General features: G+C 65.5%; 13 protein-coding genes. 4 read left to right on the top strand and 9 right to left on the bottom strand.

Annotated elements, in window-relative coordinates:
• The first annotated feature begins 27 nt into the window (after positions 1-27).
• From ybeY to ACZ1JV_RS12040, 3 genes are read left to right on the top strand one after another with little or no spacing between them, the layout of a single operon-like run.
• Positions 28-519 carry an rRNA maturation RNase YbeY gene (ybeY, locus tag ACZ1JV_RS12050; RefSeq protein WP_465151730.1) on the top strand — a complete coding sequence of 164 codons (492 nt, stop codon included), beginning with the start codon at positions 28-30 and terminating at the stop codon, positions 517-519.
• 22 nt (positions 520-541) lie between these two features.
• A complete protein-coding gene (locus ACZ1JV_RS12045) occupies positions 542-1,465 on the top strand; it encodes a hemolysin family protein (protein WP_465136144.1) in 924 nt (307 codons plus the stop codon).
• Positions 1,466-1,520: 55 nt separating this feature from the next.
• Entirely contained in the window at positions 1,521-2,405 is an 885-nt protein-coding gene (locus ACZ1JV_RS12040) for a LysR substrate-binding domain-containing protein (protein WP_465151729.1), read from the top strand.
• 162 nt (positions 2,406-2,567) lie between these two features.
• Here ACZ1JV_RS12040 and ACZ1JV_RS12035 read toward each other — a convergent pair whose 3' ends face one another.
• Positions 2,568-4,250 (bottom strand): SulP family inorganic anion transporter, encoded by a 1,683-nt coding sequence (locus ACZ1JV_RS12035; protein ID WP_465151728.1) that lies wholly within the window; start codon positions 4,248-4,250, stop codon positions 2,568-2,570.
• A gap of 134 nt (positions 4,251-4,384) precedes the next feature.
• Positions 4,385-4,855, bottom strand: coding sequence for a peptidylprolyl isomerase (locus ACZ1JV_RS12030; protein WP_465151727.1), 471 nt, complete (start codon positions 4,853-4,855; stop codon positions 4,385-4,387).
• Positions 4,856-5,050: 195 nt separating this feature from the next.
• Between ACZ1JV_RS12030 and mgtE the strand changes: the two genes are divergently transcribed.
• The gene (mgtE, locus tag ACZ1JV_RS12025) at positions 5,051-6,529 is read left to right on the top strand and encodes a magnesium transporter (RefSeq protein WP_465151726.1); all 1,479 of its coding nucleotides are present in this window, start codon (positions 5,051-5,053) and stop codon (positions 6,527-6,529) included.
• Positions 6,530-6,674: 145 nt separating this feature from the next.
• On the opposite strand, the gene ribA is transcribed toward mgtE, so the two are convergent.
• The 7 genes from ribA to ACZ1JV_RS11990 all read right to left on the bottom strand — a co-directional run bounded on the left by ribA (position 6,675) and on the right by ACZ1JV_RS11990 (position 12,611).
• Positions 6,675-7,709, bottom strand: coding sequence for a GTP cyclohydrolase II (gene ribA / locus ACZ1JV_RS12020; protein WP_465151725.1), 1,035 nt, complete (start codon positions 7,707-7,709; stop codon positions 6,675-6,677).
• A 23-nt stretch (positions 7,710-7,732) separates the two neighbouring features.
• Positions 7,733-8,521 carry an exodeoxyribonuclease III gene (gene xth, locus ACZ1JV_RS12015; protein ID WP_465136151.1) on the bottom strand — a complete coding sequence of 263 codons (789 nt, stop codon included), beginning with the start codon at positions 8,519-8,521 and terminating at the stop codon, positions 7,733-7,735.
• A gap of 571 nt (positions 8,522-9,092) precedes the next feature.
• A complete protein-coding gene (locus ACZ1JV_RS12010) occupies positions 9,093-9,749 on the bottom strand; it encodes a LolA family protein (RefSeq protein WP_465151724.1) in 657 nt (218 codons plus the stop codon).
• Between the two features lie 75 nt (positions 9,750-9,824).
• Complete coding sequence (gene rpmG / locus ACZ1JV_RS12005) at positions 9,825-9,992, bottom strand: 50S ribosomal protein L33 (RefSeq protein WP_086490179.1); 168 nt, start codon at positions 9,990-9,992, stop codon at positions 9,825-9,827.
• Between the two features lie 197 nt (positions 9,993-10,189).
• Entirely contained in the window at positions 10,190-10,984 is a 795-nt protein-coding gene (ppk2, locus tag ACZ1JV_RS12000) for a polyphosphate kinase 2 (RefSeq protein WP_465151723.1), read from the bottom strand.
• 16 nt (positions 10,985-11,000) lie between these two features.
• Positions 11,001-11,813, bottom strand: coding sequence for an undecaprenyl-diphosphate phosphatase (locus ACZ1JV_RS11995; protein ID WP_465151722.1), 813 nt, complete (start codon positions 11,811-11,813; stop codon positions 11,001-11,003).
• Between the two features lie 99 nt (positions 11,814-11,912).
• The gene (locus ACZ1JV_RS11990) at positions 11,913-12,611 is read right to left on the bottom strand and encodes a glutathione S-transferase (RefSeq protein WP_465151721.1); all 699 of its coding nucleotides are present in this window, start codon (positions 12,609-12,611) and stop codon (positions 11,913-11,915) included.
• Positions 12,612-12,663 lie beyond the last annotated feature (52 nt).

Below are 12,663 nucleotides of genomic sequence, written 5' to 3'. Positions count from 1 at the left end.
GCCCGCAACCCGGCGTAAAGCGCCCCGATGGATCTCGAAATCGACATCGAAGCCCCTTGGCCCGCCGAAACCGACTGGGCCGATCTTGCCGAACGCGCGCTGGAAGCGTTGGTCGAGGTAGCGCCGGAGCTGGACAATCCCCGCCTGATCACCAGCCTGCTGTTTACTTCGGACGAGGAAGTCCACGTGCTCAACCGCGAATGGCGGGCCAAGGACAAGCCGACCAACGTGCTCTCCTTCCCGATGTTGGAGCGCGCCGACCTGCTGGCGCTTGCCGAAGACGGGCCGCCGGAGATGCTGGGCGACCTTGCCCTCGCCGCCGAGACTTGCACGCGCGAGGCGGCCGAAAAGGGCATTTCGGTGGAGAACCACGCCACCCACCTGATCATCCACGGCCTGCTCCATCTGGCCGGACACGATCACGAAATCTCCGACGCCGATGCGGAGGCGATGGAAGCGCTGGAAACAAAGGCTCTTGCCCTGATCGGCATTCCCGACCCATATGGGGACCGCACTTAAACCTCAGGGGTAACCAAGCACGATGGCCGACAATGGCCGCCACACCGAGTCCGGCTCGGGAGATGGGGACAGTACCGGCACGCTATGGCGTGTAATCCGGCGACTTTTCCAGAACGACGTCGATCAATCCCTGCGCGCGCAGATCGAAGGCGTCATCAACGAACACGAAGGCGACGCCGATGAGGCGAGCGCCGCGAACGGCGACCTTTCGCCGCTGGAACGGCAGATGCTGCGCAATCTGCTGCACTTCAGCGAGCACGATGCGGACGACGTGGCAGTGCCGCGCAGCGAGATCGTGGCGATTCCCGCATCGGCCAAATGGGCCGACGTGGTGGAGGCCTTTGCCGAGCATGGCCACAGCCGCATGCCGGTTTACGGGGACTCGCTGGACGCCATCAAGGGCATGATCCACATCAAGGACGTGTTCCCGATCCTGGCGCGCGGCGAACAGCCGCCCGAGGATTGGTGCACCCTGCTGCGCCAGCCGCTCTACGTGCCGCAAGCGCGCGGCGCGCTGGACGTGCTGGTCGACATGCGCGCCCAGCGCACGCACCTGGCCGTGGTGATCGACGAGTATTCCGGCACCGACGGGATCATCACGATCGAGGATCTGGTCGAGGAAATCGTGGGCAACATCGAGGATGAGCACGACGATGCCCCCGAAGAGTTGCTAATTTCGCAAGAGGGCGGTATCTGGGACGCCGACGCCCGTGTCGAGCTTGAGGATGTGGCGGAACGGATCGACCCGCGCCTCGCCGAAGTCGAGGAAGCGGTGGATACGCTGGGCGGGCTTGCCTTCGTGCTGGCCGGCGGCGTTCCCGAAGTTGGCACCATCCTTGAGCATGACAGCGGCTGGCGGATCGAGGTCACCGACGGCGACGAACGGCGCGTGACGAGGCTTCGGCTCCACCCGCCATCCGAACAGGCGGAAGACCAACCCGAGTAGCTTCCGGCGCCGCCATTCCGGCCACGTCGTACTCAAAAAAGAAAAGACTTGGACATTGCCAGTACGCCGTCTCCCCCCGCTGCGCGCACTTGAAGCCTTCGTCCGCGTCGTCCGCCTTGGTTCTGCCAAGGCGGCGGCGAACGAACTGGCGCTTTCCCCCTCCGCCCTCTCGCGCCGCGTCGCCGCGCTGGAGGATTTCACCGGCAAGCGCCTGTTCACGCGCCAGCACCAGTCGATGAAGCTGACCGACGAGGGCATGGCCTTCTACAACGTGGTCGGCCCGAAGCTGGAAGAACTGGCGGAAGCGGTGGAATCGCAGATCGATCGCGGGCAGGTGCTGCGCCTGCACCTTGGCGTGCCTTCGCTGTTCGGCGGTCAGCGCCTGTTCCCGCGCCTGCCCGAACTGCGCAAGCTGCACCCGCGCCTGCATATCGACATCGATACCGGCACGCATCTTGAAGACCGCGTGGGCGACACGCTGGACGCCGCCATCATCCTGGCGAAGGAGCCGGACCCGGCCTATTACCGGATCCAGCTGGACCACAACAAGGTCTATGCCATCACCTCCAAGGAGATGGCGGCCGAGATCGGCAATGTCCCGGACGAGGGGATCCTGTCCAAGCAGACCTTCCTGATCCATCAGGACCTGCCCGAAAGCCTGGACGCCTGGAAGCAGGCGATGGGCATGACCAAGCTGGAGCCGGCCTCGGTAGACCGCTTCGATTCCGGCCAGCTGGTGCTGGAAGCGGCGGCGCAGGGCCTTGGCATCGCCATCATGCACGACGATCACTTCCGCCGCAGCCACGACAACCGTCTGGCCCGGCTGTTCGACGTCGATGTCGAAAGCCCCTACCGCTACTGGTTCGTGTGTAAGCCCAAGGCGCTGGAAAGCCGCCCGGTGCGCATCTTCCACGAGTGGCTGCTGCAGGCGGGGCTCTAAGAGACCGTTTGAAAATTCGCGAAATGCGAATTTTGCGGCACCGGCCCTCTCCCCCACCCTACCACCCGCAGGATACTACCGATGGGTGGTAGGGTGGGGGAGAGGGCCGGTGCCGCCTCAAAAATGCCCCTGCGGGCATTTTTCAAAACGGGCTCTAAAAACTCACTTCCGTGCAGGATGGGCCGCCAGCCACGCCAGCGCTTCGGCGGCGGCGGCCCTTGTGGATGCCCCCAACAGGGGCGTCGCGCCGATAATGTGAACCGAGCCGCCAAGGTCCAACTTGCCGGCTCGGGTCAACTGGTCCGCCAGCGCCGGGCCTACGCCGCTCAGGTAGAGCGCCCCGCCGGCCCCGGCGATCTCGTCGGCATAGCGGTCCAGCACTTCGATGAAGGTCGCCCCGGCCGGGCTGTAGCCGCGCAGCCGCAGGATCGCCACGGGCGCGATCGATTGCGCGGGATCGGGCAGCTTTTCGCCCAGCGTGCGCGCGCCGGCGAAGAACAGGCTGCCGCGCACTTCCAGTATGGTGACAGCGTGCGATGGCAGACGCGCCGGCGGGGCATCCTCGCGAATGCCGCCGTCGCTCTGGTGGGTCAGCGCGGCAAGCGAGATGTCCGACGCGGCGGAGAGCAGGAAAGTCACCACCGTCACCGCCACGCCTACCGCCACGGCATTGGGGATCGAGGTGAGCAGGGTTGCCGCGAAAGTCACCACGATGGCCCAGCGCGCGCCGCCGCCCACGCGCCAGACGCTCAGCGCCTCGCGCCAGTTGAGCGCGCCGATCCCCGCCACTACCATCAAAGCGGCCAGCACCGGCATCGGCACTTTCGCCACCAGATGCGGGATCAGCACCACGAAGACCAGCATCCATAGGCCGGAGAATATCGCCGCCCAACGGCTGCGCGCGCCAAGGCTGATATTGAGCGCGGTCTGCCCCACCGATCCGCCGGCGGGAATCGTGCCGAACAGGCTGCCGGCGAGATTGGCGGCGCCTTGCGCGATCATGTCACGCGAGACGTTCGGCTTCGAACCGTCAAGATTGAACGCCCCCTGGCTTACGCCCGCCCCCTGCACCGCGATCACCAGCGCTATCGCCAGCGCCGTTCCGGCAAGCTGCGGGGTCACGATGGCAAGATGCGGGATCTGCGGCAGCGGCAAGCCGCTCTCCCCTTGCGGGCCCACCGTCGCCACATCGCTCCAGCCTAGCCAGGCCAGCAGCACCGTGGGCACCAGCAGCGCGATCAGCGGCGCCCAGTTGCCCAGCCGCGTGGGGCGGAGCAACAGCAGGATCGCCAGTGCCAGTCCGCCGATCGCCGCCGCCTTCGGCACGATGGCATCGAGATGGGCAAACAGCGCCACCGTCTGCATCACCAGATTGCCCGGCGGCGGATGATAGCCCAGCAGTTGCGGCAACTGGTCCAGCACCAGCGCCGCCGCCACGCCGAGCAGAAAGCCGGTCATCACCGCGTGCGAGACGAAGCGCACCAGCCGCCCGGCCCGCAGCAGCCCCAGCAAGACCAGAAATCCGCCGATCAGCAGCACCAGCGCGGTCAATGCCTGCGCCCGCATCGCAGCGGGATAGGCGGACAGCGCCTCTGCCGCGGCAATGGCGGACGCGCTGGTGGCGCTGATCAGCAGGCGCTGGGTGCTGACAAACGCGCCGCCCACGGCCGGCGCGATGGCACCGGTATAGAGCCCCAGCACCGGATTGACCCCGACCATCGCCGCCGCCGCCAGACCATCGGGAATGGCCACGACCGCCGCAATCAGGCCCGCGATCGGTTCACGCCCCAGCCGCCGCCAATTCCCGCGCGATCCGCTGTCGTCTGGAGAAGGCCCCGCGCTCATGCTCAATGAATGCGCTGTGCCGGCGACGATGGATATACAGACTATCCCCGGTTCGGCAGGGCGACGGCCCCGGACGCAAAAAGGGCGGCCCCTTGCGGAGCCGCCCTTTCGTATTGTCAGGCGTCCGGAAAGGATCAGCCTTCCGAAATGGTCGCCTTCACGATCTTGCCCGGCTCACGCGGCGGCTCACCCTTGGGCAGCGCGTCGACGTTTTCCATGCCTTCGACCACCTGGCCCCACACGGTGTACTGCTTGTCCAGGAAGCGCGCATCGTCGAAGCAGATGAAGAACTGGCTGTTGGCCGAGTGCGGATAGCTGGTGCGGGCCATCGAGCAGACGCCGCGCACGTGCGGTTCGGCGTTGAATTCGGCCTGCAGGTCCGGCTTGTCCGAACCGCCCATGCCGGTGCCGTTGGGGCAGCCGCCCTGCGCCATGAAGCCGGGGATTACGCGGTGGAACTTGATGCCGTCGTAAAAGCCCTCGCCCACCAGTTCCTTGATGCGCTCAACGTGGCCGGGGGCCAGATCGGGACGCAGCTTGATCTTGACGTCGCCGCCTTCGCCGTTGCCGGTGTCCAGAGTGAGGGTCAGAAATTCGTCGGCCATCGATAGTCTCCTGTTGTCCGCCACCATTCTTTTGCATCCGGCGGAACTGGCTTGGCCCCCGATATAGGGCAGATCATGGCAAAGTCACGCGCCGGGCATCGGAAGGGGCGCTGTAACCATCATTTTTCGCGCCGAGCTTTGCCCCTGCCGCTTGCCCCTGTTGCAATTGCGAAATTGGCGCGTAGACCGGCCATCATGACGGAACCGGATATCGACGAAGAGCTGAAGGATCGCGCGTTCGACGCGCCGGACGGCGCTTCCGATTCCGAGAGCGAAAGCCACAAGGATTCGGGCAAAGATTCCGGCAAGGAATCCGGAAGCCTGGACGAGGACAACCACCTGAAGTCCGAATTCGTGCGCAGCGTGAAGGATGCGCTGCACGATGAGGATTTCGAGCGGGTCTACGACCTTGTCGAGCCGCTCCACCCGGCCGACATCGCCGACCTTTTCGAGCTGTTCGACGAACGCGAACGCCTGGACCTTGCCCGCGCCATCCGCGACCTGATGAGCGTCGAGGTGATCGCGGAACTCAACGACTGGGTGCGCGAGGCGCTGATGGAGGCGCTGCCCGCCGAAGTCGTCGCCGAAATCGCCGAGCAGCTGGACACCGACGACGCCGTCGCCATGCTGGAAGACCTCGACGAGGAGGACCAGCAGGCCGTTCTGGCCGAGATGGAGCCGGAAGACCGCGCCGCCATCGAATCGGCGCTGTCCTACCCCGAGGAATCCGCCGGCCGCCTGATGAGCCGCGATTTCGTCGCGGTGCCCGAGTCGATGACGGTGGGCGACCTCATCGATTTCCTGCGCGAACATCGCGAGCTGCCCACCGAGTTCTGGGAAGTGTTCATCGTCGATCCGATGCACCGCCCGATCGGCACTTGCGCGCTCTCGTGGATCCTGCGCACCCCGCGCAACATCCCGCTCTACGATGTGATGTCGCGCGACCAGACGCTGATCCCGGTGGACATGGATCAGGAAGAAGTCGCACTGCGCTTCCAGAAATACGCGCTGATCTCCGCCGCCGTGGTGGACGACGCCGGACGGCTGATCGGCCAGATCACCGTCGACGATATCGTCCACATCATTCAGGAAGAGGCGAGCGAGGATATCCTGCGCCTGTCCGGCGCCGGCGATGGAGACATCAACGAGCCGATCCTGGTCACCGTGCGCACGCGTCTGGCGTGGCTGGTGGTGAACCTGGGCACGGCGATGATCGCGTCATCGGTGGTCGGGCTGTTCCAGGGCGCGATCGCCAAGTTCGCGATCCTGGCGGTGCTGATGCCGATCGTTTCGGGCATGGGCGGCAATGCCGGCACCCAGACGCTGGCCGTGGTGGTGCGCGCCATCGCCACCAACCAGCTGACCGATTCCAACACCGTGCGCATGATCTTCCGCGAATTGCGCATCGCCCTGACCAACGGCTTTGCGCTCGGCGCGCTGATCGGCACGGGCACGTGGCTGCTGTTCCAGAACCCCCTGCTGGGCGCGGTGATCGCGACGGCCATGGTGGTGAACAACCTGACTGCGGGCCTTGCCGGCATCCTCGTCCCCGTCACGCTCGACCGCTTCCGTATCGACCCCGCCGTCTCTTCGGCCGTGTTCGTGACGACGGCGACGGATACGATGGGCTTCTTCTCGTTCCTCGGCCTCGCGGTACTGACCGGGCTGGCCTGAGGCTGGCCTACCCGTCAATCCTCCCCTGCAAGGGGAGGTGGCATCGCGCAGCGATGACGGAGGGGTGTCATGCTATCGAGAGGGCGATACCCCTCCACCGCCTGCGGCGGTCCCCCTCCCCTTGCAGGGGAGGATCGAAAGCAGTTTAGAGAATATGCCCCGTGCGATCCCGCTTGGTATCGAGATAGCGGGCGTTGTGCGGGTTCGGCGGCAGCTTATGCGGCACGCGCTCTGCCACGGTCACGCCCACGCCTTCCAGCGCGGCGACTTTGGCCGGGTTGTTGGTCATCAGCCGGATCGCGTGGACGCCCAGCAGCTGCAGCATCCGCGCCGCCACCGGGAAGTCGCGCGCCTCGGTCGGCAGGCCAAGGCGGTTGTTGGCGTCCACCGTGTCGAAGCCCTGATCCTGCAACTGATAGGCGCGCAGCTTGTTGACGAGGCCGATGCCGCGCCCTTCCTGCCGCAGATAGAGCAGCACGCCCCAGCCGCCGTTCGCCGCCTCATCCGCCATCGCCCGCAGCGCCGCGTCCAGTTGCGGGCCGCAGTCGCACTTCAGGCTGCCGAGGATGTCGCCGGTCAGGCATTCGGAGTGGAGCCGCACCAGCGGCGCGCGGTCGCCGTCCTGCGTGCCGATCACCAGCGCGACATGTTCGCGCAAATCGTCCAGCGCGCGGAAGGCGACGATCTCCGCATCCTCCGCCGCCGCGACGGGCAGCCGCGCGCGGGACGCGATCACGAGATTGCCCACTTCCTTCCACGCGGCCAGATCTTCGGCCGAAACCTGCTGCGCCTCGCCCACCGGCTGCGGCGCGACGAGGAAAGCCGGCAGGATGCCGGCGAGCCGCGCCAGTTCCATGGCCGTGCGCGCCGCCTCTCCATCGTCGATATGTTCGGCCGCGAAAGGGCCTTTCATCGGATGGACCAGATCGAGCGCGGGATCGGCAATGGCGCGCGCGGCGGCCAGATCGAAAGGCTCTGCCGCGCGGATCAGCACCGGCGCTTCCGGCACGGCCGCCTCGCGCTGGTTGGCCAGCTTCAGCGTCACCGCGCGCGCGGCGGAGATCAGCATGCGCGGGGCGGTCACGCCGGGAGCAAAGCCGGTCTCGGCGGGCAGGAGTATGGAATGCTCGCCCACCCGGATCGGCCAACCATGACGCAGCGCATCGAGCGCCAGCGCCACGCGGCGGGAGGAGCCCTGCCCGCTCAGAGTTCGAACTCGGAGATCAGCGGAATGTGGTCGCTCGGCTGCTCCCAGCGCCGCGTTTCCTCCACGAAGCTATGCGCGCGCGCCTGCTTGGCAAGGTCGGGGGAGGCCCACATGTGGTCCAGACGGCGCCCCTGGTCCTTCTGGCGCCAGTAGCTGCGGTAGGACCACCAGGAGTAATTGCGCTCCGGCGCGGGGATGAACTGGCGGCCAAGGTCAACCCAGCCATGCGCGTCCTGAAAGCGGGTGAGCGTCTCCACCTCGATCGGGGTGTGGCTGACGACCTTGAGCAGCGCCTTGTGGTCGTAGACGTCCGATGCCAGCGGGGCAATGTTGAAGTCGCCGACGATCAGCGTGGGGCGGTCGATCTTGTCCGCCCAGCGCGTCATGCGCTCCAGAAAGTCCAGCTTCTGGCCGAACTTGGGATTGACCGTGCGATCGGCAATGTCGCCGCCGGCGGGGATGTAGACGTTTTCGAGGATCAGGCCCTGCCCTGCGCCTTGCAGTTCGACGCCGACATGGCGAGCCTCGCCATTGTCCTGCCAGTCGTGGCGGCTGAATTCGGTGAAGGGCACTTTCGAGACGGTGGCGACGCCGTGATAGCCCTTCTGCCCATGGATCGCGCGGTGCGTGTAGCCAAGGCGTTCGAACATCTCATGCGGGAAGAGATGCTCGGCAACCTTGATCTCCTGAAGGCAGAGGACGTCGGGGGCCTGCTCGGTAAGGAAACGCTCTACCTGATCGAGACGCAGGCGGACCGAATTGATGTTCCAGGTGGCAATTTTCATGGCCCTGGCTTTAGGGACGCCACCCGCGAATTGCCAGAGGTGCGCATGACGCGCGGGCGGTTGGGCGAAGAAAAAAGGAAGCGGGGCCCCCGCCTTCGCGGGGGCGACGGTGGATTTTGATTCGATCGGGTCGTTGTCAAATGTGCGGAATGGCGCAGCGCTTGTGTGGCTGTGGTTTGGCTCAGGCCGGAGCGAGAATGGTGCCGGTCGAGAACCGGAGCGGAGCGGCCTTTCTGGCCGTGAGCACCGGAAGCGCAGAACGGTGCCGTTCGCAGCCCGGCATGGGCCGAACCACAGCCACACAAACAAAAACCCTCGGTCCGGGGGCAGAGGACCGAGGGTTCCTGTAAGCGTTCGTCACGCTAATATCAGAGCGGTTCACTCAGGAGGCGTGGGCAACAGGGGGGAAACCCGCCTCGAACCGTTCTGACCATTCCTATCTAGGTGCTCTTGGCTTTCTGCCAAGTGAACGGGCTGAAAGAAACTGTCACAGTTTGTCGCTAAGGACGGTCAAAACTCGGCCAAGCGTTTTCCCGTATAGATGAAATACACCAAGCCTTTCCGACTCGGTTCAGCGACGATTGCGCGGACGGGGATCGTTGAAGCGGAAATCGTTATCCGTCACCGGAACGCCGTACCGGTGGTTCGAAAGCGCGATAGTAGTGCGCTGATTCTGCGAATCGAGCGCCACCCAGTAGGACAGCTCCAGCCCGCCGGGGGCAGAGGCCTTGCGCGTGAAGATCAGGGTGATCACGCCGTATTCGGGGTGCGACCGATCGCGCACTTCCACCGAGATCACGTTGGGATTGCCGGTGGGGCGCACGGTGCCGAACCTGGCCACGTCGCGCTTGGGGTCGAGCAGCGCGCCCAGCGGGCTGTTACCGATCGGCCAGCGCTGCACCTGGTTCACGGCATAGTCGATCATCGTCAGCGCCTTGCCGTCGCCAACGATGAGCATGCGCGCGCTCTTCTCGTACTGGAAGCGGATCCGCCCCGGACGGGCGAGCGTGAGCTGGCCGCTGACCGACTGGCCATTGCGGTCGGTCTGCACGAAATCGGCCTTCAGCGTGGTGATCGCGCGCAGCGCGGCCACGGCGGAATCGAGCTGCTGCTGCTCTGCGGGCGATGCCGCGAGCGCAGGGCTGGCCGGAAGGAGGGCAGGAACGGAAAGCGCGGCCAAAGTGGCCGCGCCTACGCAAGAGCGAAAGATCTTGAAGGTGCGGGTCATAAGCCTCCCATTGGGTTCACAGCCTTGAACCGCACCTGAAGCGCTTCGGTTCCGATTCGCATCGGAACCAGCGAATTACTTGATCTTGGCTTCCTTGAACTCGACGTGCTTGCGCACGACCGGGTCGTACTTGCGGAAGGTCATCTTCTCGGTCGTGTTGCGCGGGTTCTTCTTGGTGACGTAGAAGAAGCCGGTGTCGGCGGTCGAGACAAGACGGATCTTGACGGTTGCGGGCTTCGCCATGGCGGTTTCCTAATTCTCTCGTTTCAGCCGCCCTGGCAGGCCGGCATCGTTGAAAAAGCATAGAGGCGGTACGAGACCGCCCCTCAAGGCTGGGCCCCATGCTTTAGATGTCGGCCAGAGTCAAGGCCAACGAGCGATTCGGGGCTGCAAGTTTGGACCGTTCGGGGCAGCCGGAAGCCCCGCGCGCGGTGATCGCGTCAATCGACGTCGAAGTCCTTGATCGGCTTCAGCACGCCGTATTTCTCGTTGTAGGGGGCGTGCGCCAGCCGCTCCATGCGAATCGCTGCAGGATCCACCTTGGTATCGGGCAACCGGTCCAGCAGATCGCGCACGAGTGTGAGGCGGCCCAGGCGCTGATCGTTGAAGTCCACCAGCGTCCACGGCGCATGCTTCTTGTGCGTGGCCTTCAGCATGTCCTCGCGCGCCTTGGTGTAATCCTCGTACTTCTCGCGCGCGGCGACGTCGATCGGGGAGAGCTTCCAGCGCTTCAGCGGATCGATCAGCCGTTCGTTCAGCCGTTCCTCCTGCTTGTCCTGATCGCAGGTCAGCCAGTACTTGAACAGCAGGATGCCGTCGTCGACCAGCATCCGTTCGAACACCGGAACCTGCTCCAGGAAGCGCTTCACCTCGCCGGCAGTGGCGAAGCCCATGACTTTCTCCACGCCGGCGCGGTTGTACCAGCTGCGATCGAACAGCACGATCTCTCCGCGGCTGGGCAGGTGTTCGACATAGCGCTGGAAATACCACTGCCCGCGCTCGCGCTCGCTGGGGGCACCCAGAGCGACCGTGCGGCACTGACGGGGATTGAGCTGGCCGGACACCGCCTTGATCGCCCCGCCCTTGCCCGCAGTGTCGCGCCCTTCGAACAGCACGACGAGCCGCGCGCCGGTGGTCGAGGCCCAGCGGGCCATGCCCACCAGTTCCTCGAGCATCGGCTCCAGCAGGTTTTCGTAGGGCTTGCGGCCGAGTTTCTTTTGCTTGTCCTCGGCCATGGTCGTTCAGCCTTTCTCAGACCCGCGAAAGCAGGAACAGCGCCAATGCGCCAGCAACGATACGATACCACGCAAAAGGCGCAAAGCCCGAACGGCTTACGAAAGCCATGAACGCCTTGATGACGACCAGCGCCACCACGAAGGCGACCGCGAAGCCAATGCCGATCTCGCCCCAGCCCACCGGGCCGGTGCCCGCCATCAGTTCATGGCGCGCGCCCAGCAGTTCCAGCGTGGTGGCGCCCAGCATCGTCGGCACGGCCAGGAAGAAGCTGAATTCGGCCGCCGTGCGGCGCTCCACGCCCATCGCCAGCGCCCCCATGATCGTCGCGCCGGAGCGGCTCACACCCGGCACCATCGCCAGGCACTGCGCCAGGCCGACGCCGAGGCAGGTCTTGACCGGAAGCTGGGCGACACCGCTGGGGGCACCGGGCTTGGCCACCTTCTCGATGCCGAGGATGGCAATGCCGCCGACGATCAGCGCCCAGGCCACCACCATCGGCTGGCCGAGCAGACCCTCGATATAGTGCTTCAGCAGCAGGCCCAGCACGGCAGAGGGCAGGAACGCCAGCAGAATGTTGCGCACGAAGCGGACGGAAACCGGATCCAGCCGCAGCAGGCCCGCGCCCACCGCCGTGAATGTGCGCCAGAACTGCACGATCACCGCCAGGATCGCGCCCAGCTGGATGACGATATTGAACGTCGCCCATTGCGACGCATCGTATCCGAACAGCTCGGTGGCCAGGATGAGGTGCCCGGTCGAGGAGACCGGCAGAAACTCGGTGACGCCCTCGACGATGCCGAGGAGGATTGCGGTAAGGGTAAGGTCCATCGGCGCAAGGTCATGCCGCACGGGCGAGCCAAGTCAAGCCGGTGCGGGGGAAGCGAGCCTCTATAATCGCTGGAAAAACGCGGCTTGGCGTATTTTCCCCTAAAGGAGGACCTTGCGCAGCGATTTCTCGATCTGCCCGCCGCAATAGCCATCGCCATAGTCCCGCCGGGAATCGCGGGCGAGCGCGGCCAGCGGCGGCATATCCTGCATCCGCCGCACCAGTGCCGCCACATGCGGCGCCGCCTCTTCCAGCAGGGAAGCGATGGGGGCGAAGCGATCAGCCATCGTCGACCAGAGAATGGCCGTGACGATATCGGCGACGCCGGGCGTTTCGGTGCCCAGCATCGTGCCGCCCTCGTCCGTCAGACCATGGGCGCTTCCGGTCGCCTCCCAGATCTCCATCCAGCGACGCAGACGCGGCGTGAAATCGCGCCATTTCTCGGCCGTCCACATCTCGCGCCCGCCGTCGAGTGTGATCTCATCGATCACATCGTTGGCATCGTTGACCACCTTCAGCGAAAGCGCACGGCCTTCGGGAGAGGACGGCAAGAGCTTCAGCCGCTCACCCAGATAGAGCGCGATCGCCGGCATTTCGGCCACGGCAAAGCCGCTGGCGCCGTCGATCAGCACTGGCGGGCCCATGAAGGGCACGGGCTGGTCGGCCGGCGCCTTCGCCATCAGTGCGCCGATCTCGTCGCTGTCATGCTCGGCCCAGGTCTTGCCCGCGAAGGCCAGGATGCCGCGGATGAACTGCCCGCGAAAAGGAACGGGCCAATAATAGAGATCGAAGTCGGGCAACGGGTTACTCCTCGCGGCGGGTCGCGTAGGGAAAGCGCCGCGCCGGGCAGTC

It is taken from the genome of Novosphingobium sp. BL-S-19 (assembly GCF_055521675.1).
The sequence above is the reverse complement of the archived record's forward strand: the minus strand, read 5'-3'. Positions and strand labels throughout refer to the sequence as shown.